General features: G+C 34.8%; 20 protein-coding genes and 2 pseudogenes. 17 read left to right on the top strand and 5 right to left on the bottom strand.

Annotated elements, in window-relative coordinates:
* Nucleotides 1-18 precede the first annotated feature (18 nt).
* The 7 genes and pseudogenes from rbsA to Q3V31_RS24685 form a co-directional block, all read left to right on the top strand.
* On the top strand, nucleotides 19-1,503 hold the full coding sequence (gene rbsA / locus Q3V31_RS24715) for a ribose ABC transporter ATP-binding protein RbsA (protein WP_000546785.1): 1,485 nt from the start codon (nucleotides 19-21) through the stop codon (nucleotides 1,501-1,503).
* 2 nt (nucleotides 1,504-1,505) lie between these two features.
* On the top strand, nucleotides 1,506-2,441 hold the full coding sequence (locus Q3V31_RS24710) for an ABC transporter permease subunit (protein ID WP_001074645.1): 936 nt from the start codon (nucleotides 1,506-1,508) through the stop codon (nucleotides 2,439-2,441).
* A gap of 14 nt (nucleotides 2,442-2,455) precedes the next feature.
* The gene (rbsB, locus tag Q3V31_RS24705; protein ID WP_000758991.1) at nucleotides 2,456-3,379 is read left to right on the top strand and encodes a ribose ABC transporter substrate-binding protein RbsB; all 924 of its coding nucleotides are present in this window, start codon (nucleotides 2,456-2,458) and stop codon (nucleotides 3,377-3,379) included.
* A gap of 38 nt (nucleotides 3,380-3,417) precedes the next feature.
* Nucleotides 3,418-4,065 (top strand): fructose-6-phosphate aldolase, encoded by a 648-nt coding sequence (fsa, locus tag Q3V31_RS24700; RefSeq protein WP_000667669.1) that lies wholly within the window; start codon nucleotides 3,418-3,420, stop codon nucleotides 4,063-4,065.
* A 299-nt stretch (nucleotides 4,066-4,364) separates the two neighbouring features.
* Nucleotides 4,365-6,758, top strand: coding sequence for a M6 family metalloprotease immune inhibitor InhA2 (gene inhA2 / locus Q3V31_RS24695; RefSeq protein WP_016128689.1), 2,394 nt, complete (start codon nucleotides 4,365-4,367; stop codon nucleotides 6,756-6,758).
* A gap of 318 nt (nucleotides 6,759-7,076) precedes the next feature.
* The gene (locus Q3V31_RS24690) at nucleotides 7,077-7,418 is read left to right on the top strand and encodes a hypothetical protein (RefSeq protein ID WP_000658670.1); all 342 of its coding nucleotides are present in this window, start codon (nucleotides 7,077-7,079) and stop codon (nucleotides 7,416-7,418) included.
* A 16-nt stretch (nucleotides 7,419-7,434) separates the two neighbouring features.
* A pseudogene (locus Q3V31_RS24685) lies at nucleotides 7,435-7,761 on the top strand (hypothetical protein); the annotation flags it as partial.
* A 21-nt stretch (nucleotides 7,762-7,782) separates the two neighbouring features.
* Here the strand turns inward: Q3V31_RS24685 and Q3V31_RS24680 are convergent.
* The gene (locus Q3V31_RS24680; RefSeq protein WP_016128691.1) at nucleotides 7,783-8,949 is read right to left on the bottom strand and encodes an MFS transporter; all 1,167 of its coding nucleotides are present in this window, start codon (nucleotides 8,947-8,949) and stop codon (nucleotides 7,783-7,785) included.
* A gap of 226 nt (nucleotides 8,950-9,175) precedes the next feature.
* Here Q3V31_RS24680 and bdhA point away from each other — a divergent pair, with 226 nt between their 5' ends.
* From bdhA to Q3V31_RS24650, 6 genes are all read left to right on the top strand, one after another.
* Entirely contained in the window at nucleotides 9,176-10,228 is a 1,053-nt protein-coding gene (bdhA, locus tag Q3V31_RS24675; protein WP_000645832.1) for a (R,R)-butanediol dehydrogenase, read from the top strand.
* 118 nt (nucleotides 10,229-10,346) lie between these two features.
* On the top strand, nucleotides 10,347-10,691 hold the full coding sequence (locus tag Q3V31_RS24670; RefSeq protein WP_000948237.1) for a potassium channel family protein: 345 nt from the start codon (nucleotides 10,347-10,349) through the stop codon (nucleotides 10,689-10,691).
* 264 nt (nucleotides 10,692-10,955) lie between these two features.
* On the top strand, nucleotides 10,956-11,807 hold the full coding sequence (gene cerA, locus Q3V31_RS24665) for a phospholipase CerA (protein WP_000730988.1): 852 nt from the start codon (nucleotides 10,956-10,958) through the stop codon (nucleotides 11,805-11,807).
* Between the two features lie 76 nt (nucleotides 11,808-11,883).
* The gene (sph, locus tag Q3V31_RS24660; RefSeq protein ID WP_016128692.1) at nucleotides 11,884-12,885 is read left to right on the top strand and encodes a sphingomyelinase C; all 1,002 of its coding nucleotides are present in this window, start codon (nucleotides 11,884-11,886) and stop codon (nucleotides 12,883-12,885) included.
* A 108-nt stretch (nucleotides 12,886-12,993) separates the two neighbouring features.
* A complete protein-coding gene (locus tag Q3V31_RS24655; RefSeq protein WP_000373733.1) occupies nucleotides 12,994-14,166 on the top strand; it encodes an amino acid deaminase/aldolase in 1,173 nt (390 codons plus the stop codon).
* Complete coding sequence (locus Q3V31_RS24650) at nucleotides 14,154-15,467, top strand: D-arabinono-1,4-lactone oxidase (protein WP_016128693.1); 1,314 nt, start codon at nucleotides 14,154-14,156, stop codon at nucleotides 15,465-15,467. Before Q3V31_RS24655 ends, Q3V31_RS24650 begins: the two co-directional genes overlap by 13 nt.
* Nucleotides 15,468-15,474: 7 nt before the next feature.
* Here Q3V31_RS24650 and Q3V31_RS24645 read toward each other — a convergent pair whose 3' ends face one another.
* Nucleotides 15,475-16,626 (bottom strand): VanZ family protein, encoded by a 1,152-nt coding sequence (locus Q3V31_RS24645; RefSeq protein ID WP_016128694.1) that lies wholly within the window; start codon nucleotides 16,624-16,626, stop codon nucleotides 15,475-15,477.
* Nucleotides 16,627-16,802: 176 nt separating this feature from the next.
* Between Q3V31_RS24645 and Q3V31_RS24640 the strand changes: the two genes are divergently transcribed.
* Nucleotides 16,803-17,000: a hypothetical protein gene (locus Q3V31_RS24640; protein WP_016128695.1), complete on the top strand. Its 198-nt coding sequence runs from the start codon at nucleotides 16,803-16,805 to the stop codon at nucleotides 16,998-17,000.
* Between the two features lie 39 nt (nucleotides 17,001-17,039).
* Here the strand turns inward: Q3V31_RS24640 and Q3V31_RS24635 are convergent, their stop codons facing one another.
* The 3 genes and pseudogenes from Q3V31_RS24635 to Q3V31_RS31010 form a co-directional block, all read right to left on the bottom strand.
* Nucleotides 17,040-17,327 carry an antibiotic biosynthesis monooxygenase family protein gene (locus Q3V31_RS24635; protein ID WP_016128696.1) on the bottom strand — a complete coding sequence of 96 codons (288 nt, stop codon included), beginning with the start codon at nucleotides 17,325-17,327 and terminating at the stop codon, nucleotides 17,040-17,042.
* Between the two features lie 259 nt (nucleotides 17,328-17,586).
* Nucleotides 17,587-18,399, bottom strand: coding sequence for an undecaprenyl-diphosphate phosphatase (locus tag Q3V31_RS24630; RefSeq protein ID WP_016128697.1), 813 nt, complete (start codon nucleotides 18,397-18,399; stop codon nucleotides 17,587-17,589).
* Nucleotides 18,400-18,545: 146 nt separating this feature from the next.
* Nucleotides 18,546-19,049, bottom strand: a pseudogene (locus tag Q3V31_RS31010) (methyl-accepting chemotaxis protein); the annotation flags it as partial.
* Nucleotides 19,050-19,696: 647 nt separating this feature from the next.
* On the opposite strand from Q3V31_RS31010, the gene Q3V31_RS24620 reads away from it, so the two are divergent.
* The 3 genes from Q3V31_RS24620 (at nucleotide 19,697) to Q3V31_RS24610 (ending at nucleotide 21,744) form a co-directional block, all read left to right on the top strand.
* A complete protein-coding gene (locus Q3V31_RS24620; protein ID WP_016128699.1) occupies nucleotides 19,697-20,947 on the top strand; it encodes a 3D domain-containing protein in 1,251 nt (416 codons plus the stop codon).
* A gap of 112 nt (nucleotides 20,948-21,059) precedes the next feature.
* A complete protein-coding gene (locus Q3V31_RS24615; RefSeq protein WP_000020515.1) occupies nucleotides 21,060-21,278 on the top strand; it encodes a helix-turn-helix transcriptional regulator in 219 nt (72 codons plus the stop codon).
* A complete protein-coding gene (locus tag Q3V31_RS24610; RefSeq protein ID WP_001079698.1) occupies nucleotides 21,271-21,744 on the top strand; it encodes a DUF2178 domain-containing protein in 474 nt (157 codons plus the stop codon). Before Q3V31_RS24615 ends, Q3V31_RS24610 begins: the two co-directional genes overlap by 8 nt.
* Nucleotides 21,745-21,835: the final 91 nt, after the last annotated feature.

The following is a 21,835-nucleotide window of genomic DNA, read 5'->3' as shown; positions in this document are numbered from 1 at the left end:
TAAAGGGATGTGATGAGAATGCACATTGAAATGAAAAATATTTCAAAAGCGTTCAGTGGTAATCCTGTTCTAAAAAACGCACAGTTTACGATTGAAACAGGAGAAGTCCATGCATTGATGGGGGAAAATGGAGCGGGGAAATCGACGCTCATGAAGATTTTAACAGGTGTATATAAAAAAGACAGTGGAACAGTCACGATTGATGGGCAAGAACGAACTTTTAAAAATGCGAAAGAAGCAGAAGAGTATGGTATTGCATTTATCCATCAAGAGTTGAACATATTACCAAATTTAACGGTAGCTGAAAATATGTTTCTCGGTAAAGAGTTAATGTATGGGAAAACAGGTATTTTACGTTCGCGTCAAATGAATGCGATTGCCCAGCAGCAACTAGCGGAATTAGGGTTACATGTAAAAGGCGCTATGCTAGCAGGTGAATTATCGGTTGGACAACAGCAAATTATCGAAATTGCGAAAGCATTAATGACAAATGCGAGCGTTATTATTATGGACGAACCTACAGCAGCACTAACAGATCGTGAGATTGAAACGCTGTTTACTGTTATTAATAAATTGCGTAAAGAGGGCGTTTCATTCGTTTATATTTCACACCGGATGGAAGAAATTTTTTCAATATGTGATGCTATTACAATTTTGCGTGATGGAGAATATGTAGGGAAAAGATTAATTCCGGAAACGTCATTTGATGAAGTAGTGAGTATGATGGTGGGCCGCAGTATTGGTGAACGTTACCCAGAGCGAAATAGTCAAATTGGCGAAGTGATTTTTGAAATGCGTAACGGAACGAAAAAAGGAAAATTTGAAAATGTTTCGTTTCAAGTTAGAAAAGGTGAAATCCTTGGTGTTGCTGGTTTGATGGGAGCCGGTCGTACGGATATCATGAAAGCAATATTTGGATATGAACCGCTCGATTCAGGACAAATTTTTATGAATGGACAAGAAGTGAAAATTGATAGTCCGATAGATGCGATTAGACAAAGGGTAGCTTTCATTACAGAGGATAGAAAATCTGAAGGGTTAGTGTTAGATTTCTCAATTCGAGAAAATTTAGCTTTACCGAATTTAGAAAGTCTTTCAAAGGGAAGTGTCCTTAGTAACGAACTAGAACAACAGTTTACAGCGGATATGATGAAGCTACTTAATGTGAAAGCATCTAGTGGAGAGCAAGCTGTAAAATCTCTTTCTGGTGGAAATCAGCAAAAGATTGTAATTGCAAAATGGCTAGGTATTCATCCGCAGTTACTCATTTTAGATGAGCCAACAAGGGGTGTAGATGTTGGGGCGAAAAAAGAAATTTACTCTATTATGAATAAGCTTACAGAGCAAGGAGATGCCGTTATTATGGTATCATCTGAGCTTCCAGAAGTTTTAGGAATGAGTGATCGCGTTCTTGTTATTCATGAAGGAAAAGTCGGCGGCATTTTAGAGAAAGATGAGGCATCACAAGAGTCTATTATGGCACTAGCTACAGGGGGAGAGTAAGGATGGCTAAGAAGGGGAATGTATTACAACAACTCGGTTCTTTAATCGGTTTAGTATTAATTATCGTCGTAATTACAGCTTTAAATCCGGCATTTATTGAGATTCCAAATTTATTTAATATACTGCGCCAAGTATCGATTAATGCGCTTATTGCATTCGGAATGACCTTTGTAATTTTAACAGGGGGTATTGACTTATCGGTAGGTTCTATTTTAGCATTATCAAGTGCACTTGTTGCTGGAATGATGGCAAGTGGCATGGACCCGTTCCTTGCGATGGCAGTTGGATTATTAGCTGGTCTTGTAATGGGAATTGTAAACGGTATCATCATAGCGAAGGGAAAAGTAGCCCCATTTATTGCAACTTTAGCAACAATGACTATTTTTCGCGGGTTGACGCTTGTTTATATGGACGGACGTCCGATCACTGGTCTTGGTGATCATTTAATGTTCCAAATGTTTGGCCGCGGTTATTTTCTCGGTATTCCGGTACCAGCTGTTACAATGATGGTCGCTTTCGCAGTACTGTACTTCATTTTGAAGAAAACGACATTTGGTCGCCGTACATTTGCAATTGGTGGAAATGAAGAAGCAGCAGCATTATCAGGTATTAATGTTACGAGAATTAAAGTAATGATTTATGGTCTTTCCGGAATTTTGGCAGCGCTTGCAGGTATTGTCTTAACATCACGACTAGATTCTGCACAGCCGACTGCAGGTACTTCTTACGAATTAGATGCAATTGCAGCAGTTGTATTAGGTGGAACAAGTCTTTCTGGGGGAAGAGGTTGGATTGTTGGTACATTCATCGGTGTACTTATTATCGGTGTACTAAATAACGGTTTAAATTTATTAGGCGTATCTTCTTTCTTCCAACAAGTTGTAAAAGGACTTGTAATCTTACTAGCTGTATTAATTGATCGTCGAAAAGAAGCGTAATGGAGGGACAGTTCATGAAGAAATGGTTACTTATACTCGTTGCATGTATTATGGTCATTACTGCTGGTTGTTCAATGGAACCACCAGAATGGGCAAAGGATTCTAGCGATAAAGGTCGAAATAAAACTATTAAAGTTGGATTCTCTGTTTCAACTTTAAACAATCCATTTTTCGTCACTTTGAAAAAAGGGGCAGAAAAGAAAGCGAAAGAAAGCGGCATTGAGTTGATTGCTGTTGATGCACAAAATGATGCAGCGAAGCAAACAAACGATGTTGAAGATTTAATTCAAAAAGGTGTCGATGTAGTTGTTATTAATCCAACTGACTCAGATGCCGTTGCTTCAGCGGTAAGTGCAGCTAATGCAGCTAATGTTCCTGTTATTACAGTAGACCGAGTTGCGAATTCGGGTAAAGTTGTTTCTCACATTGCTTCTAACAATGTCGAAGGTGGTCAAATGGCTAGTGATTACATTCGGGAGTTAGTTGGTGAAGGAACAAATGTTGCTGAGTTAGAAGGAATCCCTGGATCGTCTGCTGCTCGTGAGCGTGGGAAAGGATTCCATAACGTAGCTGATAAGTCTTTAAAAGTAGTAGCAAAACAAGCAGCTGATTTCGATCGTGCAAAAGGATTATCCGTTATGGAAAATATTTTGCAAGCAAATAGCGATATAAAAGCAGTGTTTGCTCATAACGATGAAATGGCATTGGGCGCACTTGAGGCATTGAAATCTGCTGGTAAAACAGATGTGGTTGTTGTTGGATTTGATGCAACAGACGATGCTGTAAAAGCGGTTAAAGATGGGCGCATGGCAGCAACAGTCGCTCAAAAACCGGAATTAATCGGAGAGAAGGCGATGGAAACAGCGAAAGAGATAACACAAGGTAAAAAAGTGGACAAATTTATTCCGATCGAATTAGAGCTTATTAAGAAAAAATAAATAAATATAAAATGAAAATTAGGAAGGAAGAATAACAAATGAAATTTTTTATTGATACAGCAAACATTAACGAAATTAAAGAGGCAAATGCATTAGGTGTAGTAGCTGGAGTAACGACAAACCCATCACTTGTAGCAAAAGAAGGCGTAGATTTCCATGAGCGTATTCGTGAAATTTGCAGCTTTATTGAAGGACCTGTAAGCGCAGAAGTAATTAGCTTAGAAGCTGATAAAATGATTGAAGAAGGAAAAGAGTTAGCAAAAATCGCTCCAAACGTTGTTGTAAAAGTTCCAATGACAACAGAAGGCTTAAAAGCAGTAAAAGCATTCTCAGATTTAGGAATTCGTACAAACGTTACATTAGTATTCTCAGCAGTGCAAGCATTACTTGCAGCTCGCGCTGGTGCGACATATGTTTCACCATTCTTAGGTCGCCTAGATGATATCGGTCATAACGGTATGGACTTAATTCGTCAAATCGCAGAAATCTTTGCAATTCACGGCATTGAAACAGAAATCATTGCAGCATCTGTACGTCACAGTGTTCACGTAACAGAAGCAGCATTAAACGGTTCACATATTGCGACAATCCCAGCAAACGTAATCGCTTCATTAGTGAAGCACCCATTAACAGATCAAGGAATTGAGAAATTCTTAGCTGATTGGGAAAAAACACAAGAGAAATAATATGAAATGGAGAACCCAAGTTTAATTAACTTGGGTTCTTTTTTTGGTTTGAAAGAATTTTCATGCAATTGTGCATATTGACTTTTAAATTTTTAATATAAGCTATTTAATATATAACAAATCACTCTTTATTTTTTATATTTCGATATAAAAAGATAGAGGGTCTGACCAGAAAACTGGAGGGCATGATTCTATAACAGAAAGCTTATTTCTTATAGAATCATGTCTTTTATTATACAAGGGAGGATAGATTACGTATTTTTATCTGGAGTTAAGATTGATACAAGGGGATGATTAAGATGAGAAAAAAAGCGCCATTTAAAGTGTTGTCATCACTAACGATCGCAACACTCATTGGATGCTCAGCTGTAATGAGTGCTCCGTTAGCATACGCAGAAACGCCAGCAAAAGAAAGTGTGTCTACAACGCCAATTGATCACAATTTAATTCAAGAAGATCGTTTAGCAGAAGCGCTGAAAGAAAGAGGAACGATTAATCCAGCCTCTTCTAAAGAAGAGACGAAAAAGGCTGTAGAGCAATATATTGAAAAGAAGCAAGGGGATCAGGCAAATAAAGAAATTCTTCCAGATGATGCAACTAAAGAAGCATCTGATTTCGTAAAAAAGGTAAAAGAAAAAAAGATGGAAGAAAAGGAGAAAGTAAAGAAAGCTGAAAAAAATGTTAGCCCTGATCAAAAGCCAGAGCCAAATAAAAAACAATTAGATGGGAAAGTTCCAACTTCTAAGGCGAAACAAGCTCCATATAATGGACCTGTCCGCAATGATAAAGTGTTAGTGTTACTCGTTGAGTTTAGTGATTATAAACATAATAATATTGAGCAAACACCGGGCTATATGTACTCGAAAGATTTTAGTAGAGAACATTATCAAAAAATGTTATTTGGTAATGAGCCTTACACATTATTTGATGGTTCGAAAGTAAAAACATTTAAGCAATATTATGAAGAACAGTCTGGTGGTAGTTATACGACAGACGGATACGTAACAGAGTGGTTAACTGTTCCAGGTAAAGCTGCTGATTACGGTGCTGATGGTAGTAGCGGTCATGATAATAAAGGACCAAAAGGCGCACGCGATTTAGTGAAGGAAGCTTTACATGCAGCCGCTGAGAAAGGGCTAGATTTATCTCAATTTGATCAATTTGACAGATATGATACAAATGGTGATGGTAATCAAAATGAATCTGACGGTGTAATTGATCATTTAATGGTAATTCATGCTGGTGTTGGTCAAGAAGCTGGTGGCGGTAAATTAGGTGATGATGCGATTTGGTCACATCGTTCAAAATTAGCAAGAGATCCAGTAGCGATTGAAGGTACAAAATCAAAGGTAGATTACTTTGGTGGAAAAGTAGCGGCTCATGATTACACAATTGAACCAGAAGACGGTGCAGTAGGTGTGTTTGCACACGAATTTGGACATGACCTTGGTTTACCAGATGAGTATGATACGAATTATACTGGAAATGGATCACCTGTCGAAGCTTGGTCATTAATGAGTGGAGGTAGTTGGACAGGAAAAATCGCAGGAACAGAGCCAACTAGTTTTTCACCACAGAATAAAGATTTCTTACAAAAGAATATGGGTGGAAACTGGGCGAAAATTTTAGAAGTAGATTACGATAAAATTAAGAGTGGTGTAGGAGTTCCTACATATATTGATCAAAGTGTTACGAAATCAAATCGTCCAGGTGTTGTACGTGTCAACTTACCAGGTAAGAGTATTGAAACAATTAAGCCTGGATTTGGAAAGCGTGCATACTATAGTACAAGAGGCGATGATATTCATACGACATTAGAAACACCATTCTTCGATTTAACAAAAGGAACAAATGCAAAATTTGATTATAAAGCGAATTATGAACTAGAAGCAGAGTGTGATTTCATCGAAGTACATGCTGTAACTGAAGATGGAACGAAAACATTAATTGATAGATTGGGAGAAAACATAGTCCAAGAAGATAAAGATACAACAGATGGAAAATGGATTGATAAATCATACGATTTAAGTCAATTTAAAGGGAAGAAAGTTAAACTACAATTCGACTATATTACAGATCCAGCTTTAACATATAAAGGTTTCGCAATGGATAATGTAAATGTAATAGTTGATGGACAAGTAGTATTTTCAGATGACGCAGAAGGACAGTCTAAAATGAAGTTAAATGGATTCGTTGTTTCTGATGGGACAGAACAGAAACCCCATTATTATTATCTAGAGTGGAGAAACTATGCTGGATCAGATAATGGATTAAAAGCGGGAAAAGGTCCGGTGTATAATACAGGTCTTGTCGTTTGGTATGCAGATGATAGTTTCAAAGATAACTGGGTTGGGTTACATCCAGGTGAAGGCTTCCTTGGTGTTGTAGATTCTCATCCAGAAGCAATTGTTGGAAATTTAGGCGGGAAACCAGCATACGGTAATACTGGAATTCAAATTGCAGATGCTGCATTTTCATTTGATCAAACACCTTCATGGAGTGTAAATTCATTTACACGAGGACAGTTTAATTATACTGGATTACAAGGTGTTACAACGTTTGATGATTCAAAAGTATATAGTAACAAACAAATTGCAGATGCGGGAAGAAAAGTTCCAAACCTTGGGCTTAAATTCCAAGTTGTCGGACAGGCAGAGGATAAATCGGCAGGCGCTGTTTGGATTAAACGTTAATAACATAAAAGCACATTCTTCATATGAAGAATGTGCTTTTCAATTTGTACAGTAAGTTATTATTTTAGCTTATGTAATACAAGTGTCTGTTCATATGTAGTGTATCAAATTATGTGGGGAAAAGAAATATTTCCGAGGAAATTGTCGAAGTATCGTTGGTATTTATACACTTTTTTTGTAAAAGAAGAAATGTAGTGTTGCCTTTACAGTTTAATTTATTTACATTGTTATTTAGTTAGACACAAAAGTAATATATTCGGCAAAAAAAGAGCTCTATTCGATAGGGCTCTTTTTTATGGATAGAAAGGAGTGAGTTAAATGAAAGAAATAATTGAATGTCCACAGTGTGAAGGGAATATTACTACGCAACATATTATTGATCTCCCGCATCCTTTTTCATTCAGGTGTCCACACTGTAAGGTGAAATTAAAAGAAATGCGGATCACACCATGTTTAATATTAGCGGCAATTTGTATCATTCCAGTGCTTATTATGATCGGAGAGAGTATTAAGGAATTACTAGTAAAATATTTTTCTATTATAGACGATGTACCAACTGTACTTATTTTCTTCTTATTTTGTTATCCATTGTATTATCTCTATGAAAAATATAATGCCATATTGTTTATTAAATACGGCTTATTGAAAGTTAAAAGTTAAATAGGAGTTTATCATTATGTTGTGGAAAGTTTATTTAGTCATTGTAGCGATATTAACTATTACTTCGCTAGTAAGAGGTATGTATCAAACGCCAATTCAAAAGTTTGATTTTGTATTGACTATAATTACGTGGATTGGGCTATTTGGTTTTGTCTTTGATGTAGAGATATTAATCCCACTCGTGTGGAAATGCATCTTCGTATTTAGCGTTATTTGGACTTGGAGTGCCGTTTTTGTTTTACGTTTATATGAAGAGAAGAATGCCCCGTTACCTTTTATATTCAAATTAATTGGTATTATTCCAACGCTGCCATTATATTACGGGGTATATCAATATGCATTTAAAAAAAAGACAATGATGGTATTAACCCATCATTGTCTTTTTTACTTTGCTTTTTATTTTGCTTCTTACATAAATCATTCCAGCGAATGTTAATAAGAATACAGTTCCGATAACGAAGCTGACGCTAGGGGATGCCCCGATTGCACCAACTGTAAAGGATCCAGCAACAACTCCTAATGAGAAGAAAGCATAAAACAATCCGAATGCTTTTCCGCGCTTATCATCTGTCGTATTTTCAACAAGTAATGCATTTATCGATGGGAAAAGGATAGCGAATCCAATGCCATAAATCATCATAACGATAAAGAGCATACCTTTTGTTGCGAATAATCCAAGTAAAGATAACGCGAATGCCATTACTGCAATACCAATTAGCATGAGTTTTGAACGATTAAATCGATCGTAAATGCGATTTGTTGGCAGTAAGAAGAAGAGGATAGCGGTAATTCCAAATACACTTAACATCATGCCTGTTGTAGATGCTTTAAGTGCTAACGCCTCAACTTTTACTGGTAACATATAAGTGACAATTCCTTGTGAAAACATTAGTGTGAAAGCACCAATATATGCTTGTAATAACGGTTCTGATTTCAATAGTTCAATCATATCTTCTTTGTTCATCATTTGAGTTCTTGATGTATCTTTTCTTGATACGTTATTTGGTAAGAAGAATAGAGATACGATTGTACCAAGGACCATTAAAATAGAAATGGTAATGAACACCCACTCTATACCAGCAGTTGCTTTCATAATTCCACTGAAAGCCGGTCCTACAATTGCCGCTGTTCCAACAGCAGCACCAGATAGAGCCATTGCCTTACCTTGTCTTGCTGAATTTGTTTGTTTTGATAAAAACGTAAAGGCAGCAGGAATTAAAAAGCCGTCACTAAAGCCGTGCATAAAGCGCACAACTAATAGTTGTTCACCACTTTGAACAACGGTGTATAACAAGACTATGAAACTCGTAAGTCCCATGCTTATATAAAGTATTTTTTTTGCACCAAATTTATCGACAGCAGCGCCAGCAATAATATTACCGATCATATTAGCGAATGAGTACATACCGACAACTAGCCCAATAATAAGAGGAGATCCTCCAAGACTTTGAGCGAACGTACTCATAATAGGTAATTGTGAAAATGTATCTAGAAACGCTACGATAACAATAAAGTAAATAAAATATTTCAAGCGATATTCACCTCTCCTCTGCTATTATGGCATAATGCTAATTTCAACCGCAATGAAATTAGCATTAACAGATGTGGAAAAAAGTACAAAGTGACAAAATATTGAACGCTATTTGTTAAAATTTAGTGGAAATGAGATTGTTTTTTTGAAATATATGGATAGAAGTATTATAATAGATTTGTAAACTTCACCAGGTTAAGTATATACGTAGAGAGGGATGTATAAAATGAAAGCACTACTTTGGCATAATCAACGTGATGTACGAGTAGAAGAAGTACCAGAACCAACTGTAAGACCAGGAGCAGTTAAGATTAAAGTTAAATGGTGTGGTATCTGCGGAACAGACTTGCATGAATATTTAGCAGGACCTATTTTTATTCCAACAGAAGAGCACCCATTAACACACGTAAAAGCACCGGTTATTTTAGGTCATGAATTTAGTGGTGAGGTAGTTGAAATCGGTGAAGGCGTTACTTCTCATAAAGTGGGAGATCGCGTCGTTGTAGAACCAATTTATTCTTGTGGTAAATGTGAAGCTTGTAAACACGGACATTACAATGTTTGTGAACAACTTGTTTTCCACGGTCTTGGCGGAGACGGCGGCGGTTTCTCTGAATATACAGTAGTACCAGAAGATATGGTCCACCATATTCCTGATGAAATGACGTATGAACAAGGTGCACTTGTAGAACCAGCAGCGGTAGCAGTTCATGCAGTACGTCAAAGTAAATTAAAAGAAGGGGAAGCTGTAGCAGTATTTGGTTGTGGTCCAATTGGACTTCTTGTCATTCAAGCAGCTAAAGCAGCAGGAGCAACTCCTGTGATTGCAGTAGAACTTTCTAAAGAACGTCAAGAGTTAGCAAAATTAGCAGGTGCGGATTATGTATTAAATCCAGCTACTCAAGATGTACTAGCAGAAATTCGTAACTTAACAAATGGTTTAGGTGTAAATGTGAGCTTTGAAGTAACAGGTGTCGAAGTAGTACTTCGTCAAGCGATTGAAAGTACAAGCTTTGAAGGACAAACTGTAATTGTTAGTGTGTGGGAAAAAGATGCGACAATTACGCCAAACAACCTTGTACTAAAAGAAAAAGAAGTTATCGGTATTCTTGGATACCGTCATATCTTCCCAGCTGTTATTAAATTAATTAGCTCTGGCCAAATTCAAGCAGAGAAATTAATTACGAAAAAAATCACAGTGGATCAAGTTGTTGAAGAAGGATTTGAAGCACTTGTAAAAGATAAAACACAAGTGAAAATTCTTGTTTCACCTAAATAATAGAGAATAGTAAAAAGTAGCTCTTTTCTAGAAATAGAAGAGGGCTACTTTTTTTCTATACAGAAAGGTGATAGACTTTCCTTTAACTACAGGTATTTTGTTTGGAAGGGGAAGTCTAATGCTTTCATTTATGTTGACATTGAAACGAATGCTAAAAGCTTGTTTACGAGCGTGGAAAGATAAAGAATTTCAAGTATTATTTGTATTAACATTTTTAACATTAACATCTGGTACGATTTTTTATAGTACAGTTGAAGGATTACGTCCTCTTGACGCTTTATATTTTAGTGTGGTCACGTTGACGACTGTCGGTGATGGGAATTTTAGTCCGCAAACTGATTTCGGAAAGGTATTTACAATCTTATACATATTTATTGGGATTGGATTAGTGTTTGGATTTATTCACAAATTGGCAGTTAATGTGCAACTGCCAAATATATTATCGAAAAGAAAAAAAGAGTAAAGCGGTTAATCGCTTTACTCTTTTTTTACATTAGTTTAGACAAGTATTTGCAGTAGCTTAACAATATTTTATTACAATGTAAGTGCATTCATTCATTACGTTCACTATGTATAAAGTTATAGTGATATGAACATTTGCATATTTCAATTAAATAATAGAAATTCGGTGGAAGGTGGGATATTCTAATCATAGGTTAACCGAAAGACATCGTAGGATCCAAACAAAATGTTTACAATAACTCAACTATAAAATGGAGGATTTCATATGAAAAAGAAAGTGCTTGCTTTAGCAGCAGCTATTACGTTAGCAGCTCCGTTACAAAATGTAGCTTTTGCACATGAAAATGATGGAGGGAATAGAGTACAGATTATTCAATATTGGTCCGCTGAAGATAAACACTCAGAAGGTGTAAATTCTCATTTATGGATCGTGAATCGTGCAATTGATATTATGTCCCGTAATACGACAATTGTAAAACAAGATCAAGTTGCACTATTAAATGAATGGCGCACAGATTTAGAAAATGGTATTTATTCTGCTGATTATGAAAATCCTTATTATGACAATAGTACATTTGCGTCGCATTTCTATGATCCAGACGATGGAAGTACATACATTCCACTTGCAAAGCAAGCGAAGGAAACTGGAGCTAAGTATTTTAAATTAGCTGGTGAATCTTATAAAAATAAAGATATGAAACAAGCATTCTTCTATTTAGGGTTATCTCTTCATTATTTAGGAGATGTAAATCAACCGATGCATGCAGCAAACTTTACGAATATTTCTTATCCACAAGGATTCCATTCTAAATATGAAAACTTTGTAGATACAATTAAAGATAATTACAAAGTAACGGACGGAAATGGATATTGGAACTGGAAAGGTACGAACCCTGAAGATTGGATTCATGGGGCGGCAGTGGCTGCGAAACAAGATTACCCTGGCATTGTAAATAGTAATACGAAAAGTTGGTTTGTAAAAGCTGCTGTATCACAAAGTTATGCGGACAAATGGCGTGCTGAAGTTACACCAATGACTGGTAAGCGATTAACGGAAGCGCAACGTGTAACAGCTGGATATATTCAGCTTTGGTTTGATACGTACGGCAATCGTTAAGTATTGGGGAAAGGTCAAATCTCAGAATAGAGAATTTGGCCTTTTTATCACTATACAATACATGGGGGTATGACTCGTGAAAAGTAAATTGTTAAAAGTTGTACTTAGCTTTGGAATGAGTCTAGCAGCTTTATATAGCGGATCTTCCGTTCAAGCAGAAATGTCCACAAATCAAAATGATACGTTAAAAGTTATGACGCATAATGTGTACATGCTATCAACAAACCTATATCCCAACTGGGGACAAAGTCAGCGTACTGATTTAATTGGAGCGGCAGATTATATAAAGAATCAAGATGTTGTTATATTAAATGAAGTGTTTGATAATAGTGCTTCAAATCGCTTATTAGGAAATTTGAAGAAAGAATATCCAAATCAAACGGCAGTATTAGGTCGTAGTAGTGGAAGCGAGTGGGATAAGACGTTAGGAAACTATTCATCTTCGACTCCTGAAGATGGAGGTGTAGCGATTGTGAGTAAATGGCCAATTGTTGAAAAGATTCAATATGTATTCGAAAAAGGCTGTGGACCAGATAACTTATCAAATAAAGGATTTGTATACACAAAAATTAAGAAAAATGATCGTTTTGTACATGTGATTGGGACTCATTTACAAGCTGAAGATAGTATGTGTGGAAACACTTCGCCAGCATCTGTACGTACAAAACAGCTACAAGAAATTCAAGAGTTTATTAAAAATAAAAATATACCAAATAACGAGTATGTGTTAATTGGTGGAGATATGAACGTAAATAAAATAAACGCTGAGAATAATAGTGATTCAGAGTATGCATCTATGTTTAAAACATTACACGCTTCTATTCCATCTTATACTGGACATACAGCGACTTGGGATGCGATGACAAACAGTATTGCGAAATATAATTTCCCCGATAGCCCTGCCGAGTATTTAGATTATATTATTGCAAGTAAAGATCATGCGAACCCATCGCATATAGAAAATAAAGTGTTACAGCCGAAATCTCCACAATGGACTGTTACATCATGGTTCAAAAAATATACGTATGATGATTATTCTGATCATTATCCAGTAGAGTCAACTATTTCTATGAAATAGTCCTAAAAAGTTTCTTCTTAAATAGGAAGAAACTTTTTTATTTTGTAGAGGAAATTTAAACTTTCTTTCCAATATGTATAAGACATATATAGAAGAGGAGAGAAAAATGTGGATAGAGGAATTTTTAAGGAAGTTCCATTACCGTGTGCATTTTTAGATGAACTGGCTTTAGAGAGAAATATTCAATCGATTATAGAGTTAAGTGGAGATAAGAAGATTCGTATAGCGAGTAAATCATTACGCTCTGTTCCAATTATGAAAAAGATTTTAGCGGCAAATGATCGATTTCAAGGTATTATGTGTTTTTCCCCTAGAGAGGCTTTGTTTTTAATTGAACAAGGATTCAATGATTTATTGCTCGGATATCCTGCTTATGATGAAAGAGCTTTATATGAAATTAGTTTGCTAACAAAGCAAGGGTTCATTATAACTTGTATGGTGGATTGTGAAGACCATATTGTTTATTTAGAAAAAATTGCTGAGAAGTCTAAAGGGTGTTTTCGTGTTTGTTTGGATATTGATATGAGTAGTCGTTTTTTTCAATTTCATTTTGGGGTAAACAGATCACCGGTAAAAGATGTGCAGAGTGCTTTGAAAATAGTAGGAAAGGTGAAGGGCTCATCATATTTAATACTAGATGGTGTAATGGGATATGAGGCTCAAATTGCTGGGGTGGGAGATCATATACCTAATCAATGGATGAAAAGTAAAGTGGTTTCGTATTTAAAGAAGAAATCAGTATTAGAGGTTAAAGAAAGAAGAGGACGTATCGTAAAAGAAATACAAAACCTAGGTATTAAACTAAGATTTGTAAATGGGGGAGGAACAGGAAGTATAAAAACAACTGAGCAAGATAACTCAGTTTCAGAGATTACAATAGGTTCTGCTTTTTATTCCCCGAAACTATTTGATTATTATAAAGAAGTACAATTTCAGCCAGCTGTCGGATTTGCTTTACCTGTTGTGCGTAAACCAGCACCGTTTATTTATACTTGCCTCGGTGGTGGATATATTGCTTCAGGCTCAGTTGGTAAAGATAAAGAGCCTGAGATTTGGAGGCCGGGTGGTGCAAGACTATTAGCGTTAGAAGGTGCTGGTGAAGTGCAAACGCCAATTTTTTATAACGGTGAGGAACGAGTGGATATAGGAGATTCTATCTTGTTTCGCCATAGTAAAGCTGGAGAGTTATGTGAACGCTTTCCTGTTTTGTATCGCGTTAAAAAAGGAGAGATTGCTGGAGAGTATTTAACATATCGGGGGGATGGCCAATGCTTTCTATAAAGGGACAAAAATGGAGAAATTGGACAGGGAATGTAGAAGGAACGCCGCATTATACGATGTATCCAGAAAGTATACAAGATGTAGTAGAAGTTGTAGGGCTTGCACGAAAAAAGGGAAAGAAAATTCGTGTTGTCGGTTCAGGGCACTCTTTTACACCTCTCGTGCAAACGGAAGAAATTTTAGTTTCTTTAGATGAATTGAAGGGCATTGTAAATATTGATACAGAGAAGATGGTTGCCGAAGTATGGGCAGGAACAAAGTTATATGATTTAGGGAAGTTACTTGAGGAAAAAGGTTATGCGCAAGAGAATTTAGGAGATATTGATTCACAATCTATTGCTGGAGCGATTAGTACGGGTACTCATGGGACGGGTGTTACATTTGGGAGTTTATCAACACAAGTTATAGAGATTACGGCAGTTTTATCAACAGGTGAGAGTATAGTTTGTTCAGAAACCGAAAACGTTGAATATTGGAAAGCATTTCAGTTGTCGCTTGGAATGCTAGGTATCATTGTAAAGATAAAATTGAAAGTTATCCCAGCGTATTCGCTCGTTTATGAAAGTGAAAAGCAGTCATTATCTACTGTAATGAACAAGCTAGAAGAATATAAGAAGAATCGTCATTTTGAATTTTTCGTTTTTCCTTATTCAGATGAGGTGCAAGTGAAATTTACAAATGAAACAATGAGTAAAGAAAGTGATTTGAAATGGCATAAACTAAAGGTGGAGTTACTTGAAAATAGGATGTTCTCTTTGTTATCTAAAGGGTGTAAATGGTTTCCTTCTATAAGTAAAGCAGTAAGTCGATTATCAGCTAAGGCTGTGCCAAACACAAAAATAATAGGCCCGAGCTATGAAGTGTTCGCTACATCACGTACGGTTCCATTTTATGAAATGGAGTATAGTGTCCCTTCAAAGTATATGAGGGCTGCTGTAGAAGAAATTTCAAATCTTATTGAAAAGAAAAGGTATAAGGTGCACTTCCCGATTGAATGCCGGTATGTGAGAGGTGATGATATATGGCTCAGTCCAGCGTATGGAAGAGACTCGGCATATATCGCCGTTCATATGTATAAAGGTATGAAGTATGCCGCTTATTTTGGTGAAGTGGAGAAAATTTTTCTGAAATATGAAGGTCGTCCACATTGGGGGAAAATGCATACATTAACATACGAAAATTTACAAAACATATATCCAGAATTGCATTCGTTTCTAAAAATGAGGAAGTCACTAGATGAAACAGGAATGTTTTTAAACCCTTATACAGAAAAGTTATTTACGATTATGAAAAAAAGCTGACAAAGTATTACTTGTCAGCTTTTTTTAGTATAATCGCATTTCTTGTTTGACTAATGTGCTCGTAAAATAGTAACTTATCACGGCTAAATACATGTAATAAAACATGAATGATAAATAGACCGTTAATTACGAATTGGAATAACAGTATAACTAGTAATACTAAAGGCTCTGTATCATTTAAAATAGAACTACTAGAAAGAATATAATTGATTCCACCTAAAATAAAGTAGAATATACCGTAACGAATGAATAATTCCTTCATAGTAATACGCTCTGATTTTCCTTTAACATAAATACGAAGTAATGCTTTCCCAATTGTTTTTCCGTTCGTAAAGTATGGAATGATAATAAAGTAAATAAAGATCGAACATGTAATGAAAATGAGTTCGTATATATTTGTGTAAGATTGGATATTAGAAATAAATATAGAATTCCCTTTATTTTTAATGACTGGTACAACGATAGATAAGAAAATCCAATCAATTTGCATAGCAATCAAACGACGTACAAAACCAACTGGCTTTGTTTCCAGATTAATACGACTATCCAATTCACTTGTTTTCGGAAGGAAATACGTAAATATTGGTGCAATAATAAAGCCAATGACGCCTCCTAATGTGTTTAAAAATAGGTCATCAATATCAAATAAGCGATATGCACAATTATAAATACCATATAATCCAGTTACTTGTGTTAATTCAAAGAACAGTGAAAGGCAAAAAGAAATGCACACTGTTTGTAAGAAGCTACGTCGGAAATAATAACGTAAGTACATACCAAATGGGACGGTTAGTAGAACGTTAAAAGCGACTTGTAAAAACGCAGATTCCTTTAATAAATAGAAGTAGGTAGCTGGCTTCGTTAAAATTGCCGAGGTATGATTACTAATCTCTTGTATGAAATAAAATGGCGAGAGTTGCATGTGCTGTGTATTAGCCGGTTGTAGGCTACAAGTATCATACGTTTGTGGTAATGGCAAAATCACAAGAAAATAGGCATTTAATAAGTAAAGTAATAATGAATATAAAATAAATGAACGCCATTTATTTAAATAACCGTATTTCCGATAATTAAATATTAAAAAAGGGATTAATAGAAACATTGCTAAAATAGGAAATAAAATAAATGCTGTTTTTATTGGAAATAAATATGCAGTCAAAATGAAGCTCCTTTCAGTGAAAATACGTCTATCATTATAGCGCTAAAATGATTTTGTAACAAAGTTAAAATGTTTCTAAATGGAAAAAAATACAAATTATACTTATGTTAAGTTAAGTTAAGTTATGTTGAATTTAATATAGTTATATTATGATGATATGAGTTGAGAGAGGGTACATGATATACATTATGAGCTTTTTTCGGCATATTACAACTTTTGAAAGCGCGTGGCGTTTTCAGGAGGGAGAACAGATTTTTGTTCATGATGATAATACAAAACGAAATTTTATTATTATTCGCTTAACACATGATTTATTTCAAAAAAATACACATGTTATTCGCTTGTATAGTCAGGAAAAGAAAGTTTATGCATAAGGAAAAACCTCTTACTGTACGGGGGCAGTAAGAGGTTTTTTATTGCATATAGGCAGCATTGGATTTTGAAGAAAGGATATAATTTTGTATTTGGTGTTTCCACGTTTCATCATTCTTTCTTTGAGAAAGCCATTCGTGATAATCTTGTTGAGTTTTCCATAGCATGCGAACCATATATTCAGCTCTATTATTTATACGATGCATCTGTGAAAATTCTATGTTAATAAAGCCTTGTGTTCCATATGATGGAGAATGCTGTTTAAGTGAATGAAATAGTTCATTTTCATAGCCATATTTAATATGAATAATTTTAGTAACGATAAACATACGAACACCTCTTTTTCGATAGTAGTAAAAAATGGGATAGAATAGAGAAGTTTTACCTCGTAAAATCTCGATTGGTGAGGGCTAAATAAAGTTTCACTTTATTTTCTTTATAGTAAGAAAAAGTAACGGGAATAATTTATATTATACTATTCAGAAAATTCAAAGTAAATAACAAAGGGCACTCGAAATTGAAATATAAAAAAAGTAAGCCATCCTATTTGAATAGGATGGCTTACTTTAAAAAGTGTTAACGGTCATTTTATAAGAAAATGATAGTTAGTATACCTACGATAATACAGTAGAAAGAGAAATATTTTAAATTTCCTTTTGCCATAATGTTCATAAACCATTTTAATGAAATATATGTCATGATGAATGTTGCGATGAAAGCAACAATATAAGGTACAAATAATGTATCTAAATTTGGATCGTTTGCAATGTCTGTAATACTTAACAATAAACCACCTAAGCTAACAGGAATGTATAGTAAGAATGAGAAGCGAAGAGCTGTTTCTTGCTTCATACCAAGTAACATTGCTGCTACGATTGTAGCACCTGATCGGCTTATACCAGGAATTAGTGCGCAAGCTTGTGCTAGACCGATAATGATTGCATCTTTCATAGAAAGATCGCCATCATTTTTACGTCCACGCAAGTTTCGAATAATCCAAAGACCGATAGCAGTAATAAGAAGGGAAATCCCAACCATTTTAACACCTTTTAAATATTGGTCGATATAATCTTTAAATAAAACTCCAATTACACCTGCTGGAATGGTTGCAATAACAAGGTAAATAATAAAGAAGAAATCTGATTTTGCATCTTCTGCTCTTGTAAATATATAAGATAGACCATTCTTTGTTAGACGAATTAAGTCTTTTCTATAAATAAGTAATACAGCTAATAATGAAGCTGAATTAACAAGTAGCTCAAAGCTAAACCCTTCTATTTTTAGTCCTAGCAAATGCTGTGCTAAAACGAGGTGACCGCTTGAAGAAATCGGAATTGGTTCTGTTAGTCCTTGGAATAGACCAAGAATTAAATATTTCAAAATGTAATAAAATTGTTCCATAACATCCTCCTTGTGTATTAGTCGAAAGAAACAACTTTTCTATTATAACAAAAGAGAGAGCGAATATTGAGAAGAAAATAATATTCGAAATATAATAAAAATCCCCTATTATGTCATAGAGGATTTTTCACATCACTGAGAAACTACTATTTCTTGAATACTTTTGATAATTGGACATCGACTTTTTCAGCATCATTAATATGATTCATAATAGTAGTATTTAACTTTTGGAACATTTGTTGTGTATTTGCAAATTCTCTTAATATATCATCGTTACAAGATTTTTGGTTTTCGATAGCTTTAATAACATTTGTAGCGCCACTTTGTAATGTTTGAATCATAATTAAAATATTTTCGATTCTAGCGTTAGTATCAGCGCTCATTTCTACACCTTCATCAACTAAATGTAAATTATCTTTTGTATTTTCATATGCTTTTTCAATTTCTTCTTGAATTTTTTTCGTTAAGTTACCGATGTTTTTTGTACTTTCAGCTGTGCTTTCTGCTAGTTTTCTTACTTCATTAGCAACAACAGCGAATCCTTTACCGTGTTCTCCAGCACGTGCAGCTTCAATACTTGCATTTAACGCTAGTAAATTTGTTTGTGCTGCAATGTTTTGAATCACTTCTACAATTTGTTCAATTTCTTTAGAGCGTTCGCTTAAATGATTCATACTATTAGAAGTACGTTGAGACTGTTCGCCTAATTTATTAATTACAATGAGTAAGCGATGAACGGATTCTTTTCCTTCGTTAGAGCAATCGATAATTTCTTCAATAGATTGAATTAAGTTTTGCTCTTTTTGTAGCATTTCGTCATTTAATTCGTTGGAATGTGTAGTACGCATAGAAACATTTTCAAAGCATGCGTTCAATTGTTGAATTAAGTTTTGGAGTGTGTGATGTTGGTTATTTACAAGTTCATGCTCTTGCATAACGCTTTTTACACGATTATGGATAGAAGATATAATTTCTTGTTTTTCCACATCTTTTTGTTTTAATTCTGTTTCTAGTTCATGTATATGAGTCTCTAGTTGATCAATTTTATGTTGGAGTGATTTCTTTTGAGTAAACATTTTATTTAATTCAACCGCCTTTAGGATTTTTAATTTTTCTATATTTGGATTTTAGCATATTTTGTAATTTTTAAATATAGTAATTTTTAAATATTTAAGAATCTATTACATTTTACTCATAATTCTCTTTTTTTTGTCATGAAAAATAAACTGTATTTAATGGTTTTGTAAACAAACTGTAAAATAAATCATGTATAACTGTATAAGAAGGGAGTCGGATTATGAACTATTTTAAGCGAATCAGTAGTCTAGTATTAGCAGGAATTATCGTTCTTTCTAGTACAGTCGCTGTAAAAGCAGAGTCAAACGACGAGAAACTTAACAACATGCAACAGCAATTGCAGCAAAACGATGCAGAAATGCAGAAGAAAGAGCAAGAGAAGCAAGCTGTTAGTAAAGAAATTAAAGGTATCGAAAACGAACTACATAATTTAAATAATACAATTGCAAAAAATAAAGAGGATCAAGCTGCTATTCAACGAAAAATCGTTGAAACACATAAGCAGATTGAACAAAAAAAAGCAGATATTATCGTTTTAGAAGATAAAGTCCTTGCTCGTAAGGATATTATGAAAAAACGTATGGTTTCTGTTCAAAATAGCTCAAATACGAGTTTAGTAGTAGAGGTTGTTGTAGAATCAAAAAACTTTGCTGATTTCATACAACGTATGAACGCGGTATCTACAATTTTAGATGCAGATAAAGAAATTTTACGTCTACAAGAACAAGATCTTCGTCAAATTGAAGAAGATAAAAAAGCAATTGACGAAAAAGAAGCATCTTTAGTAGTAGATAAGCAAAAATTAGCAAAAGCACAAGCTGATTTGCAAGATAACTTGAAAAAACGTCAAGATAACTTACAAACGGTTCAAGCTAAATATAATGCGATTGCAAACCAAATTAATTTGGCAGCAGAAGAAAAAGCAAAAGTTGAAGCAAATATGAAAGCAGTACAAGAAACAATTGCTCGTGAACAAGAAGCAGCAAGAATTGCAGCAGAAGAGCGCGCAAAAGCTGAAGCAGCTGCAAAGGCTGAGCAAGAAGAGTTAGCAAAAGCGAAGGCAGCAGCAGCTAAGCAAAAAGAAGAACAGGCAGCTAAGCCGGCAGAGCCTGTAGCTAAAGATACAACACCAGCTAAGCCGGATCCAAAACCAGCTCAAGGTGGAAAAGAATTTTATGTAACAGCAACTGCTTATACAGCTGATCCATCTGAAAATGGCTATAAACCGGGTGAAACTGTAAAATCTAAGTTAGGACATAATTTGACTGCAAATCCAAACATGAAACTAATTGCTGTAGATCCAGCTGTGATTCCATTAGGTTCTACTGTGTATGTAGAAAATTATGGAACAGCGATTGCTGGAGATACTGGTAGTGCCATTAAAGGTCATATAATTGATTTATTAATGCCGGATTCAGCTACAGCTAATAATTGGGGCAGAAGAAGTGTTAAAGTTACAATTTTAAACTAAAACGAAATCCAACTTTACAATACGTAAAGTTGGATTTTTTTGTCAAAATAATGTTAAGTTGGGTTTACATTTTGTTAAGGTTAGCATACAATGATGGTAAGAGGTGGTAAATTTGTCCATTTGCAATAAGGTAAAAGAATTAAGAGCTCGCTTTAATTTTTCGCAAAGTGTACTAGCAGAAAAGGTTGGAGTGACGAGGCAAACAATCGCGGCAATTGAAAAAGGAGATTACGTTCCTTCATTGTTACTAGCATTGATGATTTGTGATGTATTCGAGTTAAAGATGGAAGATGTGTTTGTTTTAAATAAGGAGGGGGAAGAGAATGAATAGAATTGGTTTTTCTTATATCGTAAATGTACTTTATACTGCGTTAGCATGCTGGACATTTGTTGAACTTTATAGTGCTACTACAGAGCTAGCAGATATAATTAAAAATGAGAGGGTGCCATTTGAAATATGGTTTAATGGTATACCAATTGTGCTATTATTCATTGGTGGCATCATAATTACAATTTTTTATAGAATTCAAAAGAAAAAATACAAGAATTTATCCTTTTGGATGTATCCATTATTATTTCCACTAGAAGATGAACGTGAAAAAGCGATTACGGAGAAAGCTTGTCGAACAACTTTTGTTTCGTTATGGTATGTGTTACCTTGTGCAGTTGGATTTTTAACTCTTTCGCCTATTATTAATGAATATCTTCCTGGATACCCGCTGTATATTATATTTTCCATTTTCTTCATTCAAATGACAGTCTTCCACGTATCCCTATATAGAAATAAATTGGCTTGAAAAGAACCCTTCTTGCAATTAGCAAGAAGGATTCTTTTTCAGCTTATACTTGTACATATAGCAATATTGTCTTATCATTTTATATAGAGTA

The sequence above is a fragment of the Bacillus nitratireducens genome (assembly GCF_036320425.1).
In the GTDB taxonomy this organism is placed as follows: Bacteria; Bacillota; Bacilli; order Bacillales; family Bacillaceae_G; genus Bacillus_A; species Bacillus_A nitratireducens.
The sequence above is the reverse complement of the archived record's forward strand: the minus strand, read 5'-3'. Positions and strand labels throughout refer to the sequence as shown.

Bases quoted from the DNA above. Each gene is read 5' to 3' on its own strand.
- Q3V31_RS24620 (WP_016128699.1), top strand. From the start codon at position 19,697: ATGAACTATTTTAAGCGAATCAGTAGTCTAGTATTAGCAGGAATTATC.
- Q3V31_RS24670 (WP_000948237.1), top strand. From the start codon at position 10,347: ATGCTTTCATTTATGTTGACATTGAAACGAATGCTAAAAGCTTGTTTA.
- Q3V31_RS24640 (WP_016128695.1), top strand. From the start codon at position 16,803: ATGATATACATTATGAGCTTTTTTCGGCATATTACAACTTTTGAAAGC.
- Q3V31_RS24630 (WP_016128697.1), bottom strand. From the start codon at position 18,399: ATGGAACAATTTTATTACATTTTGAAATATTTAATTCTTGGTCTATTC.
- fsa (WP_000667669.1), top strand. From the start codon at position 3,418: ATGAAATTTTTTATTGATACAGCAAACATTAACGAAATTAAAGAGGCA.
- Q3V31_RS24610 (WP_001079698.1), top strand. From the start codon at position 21,271: ATGAATAGAATTGGTTTTTCTTATATCGTAAATGTACTTTATACTGCG.
- rbsB (WP_000758991.1), top strand. From the start codon at position 2,456: ATGAAGAAATGGTTACTTATACTCGTTGCATGTATTATGGTCATTACT.
- inhA2 (WP_016128689.1), top strand. From the start codon at position 4,365: ATGAGAAAAAAAGCGCCATTTAAAGTGTTGTCATCACTAACGATCGCA.
- Q3V31_RS24635 (WP_016128696.1), bottom strand. From the start codon at position 17,327: ATGTTTATCGTTACTAAAATTATTCATATTAAATATGGCTATGAAAAT.
- bdhA (WP_000645832.1), top strand. From the start codon at position 9,176: ATGAAAGCACTACTTTGGCATAATCAACGTGATGTACGAGTAGAAGAA.
- Q3V31_RS24650 (WP_016128693.1), top strand. From the start codon at position 14,154: ATGCTTTCTATAAAGGGACAAAAATGGAGAAATTGGACAGGGAATGTA.
- cerA (WP_000730988.1), top strand. From the start codon at position 10,956: ATGAAAAAGAAAGTGCTTGCTTTAGCAGCAGCTATTACGTTAGCAGCT.
- rbsA (WP_000546785.1), top strand. From the start codon at position 19: ATGCACATTGAAATGAAAAATATTTCAAAAGCGTTCAGTGGTAATCCT.
- Q3V31_RS24690 (WP_000658670.1), top strand. From the start codon at position 7,077: ATGAAAGAAATAATTGAATGTCCACAGTGTGAAGGGAATATTACTACG.
- Q3V31_RS24710 (WP_001074645.1), top strand. From the start codon at position 1,506: ATGGCTAAGAAGGGGAATGTATTACAACAACTCGGTTCTTTAATCGGT.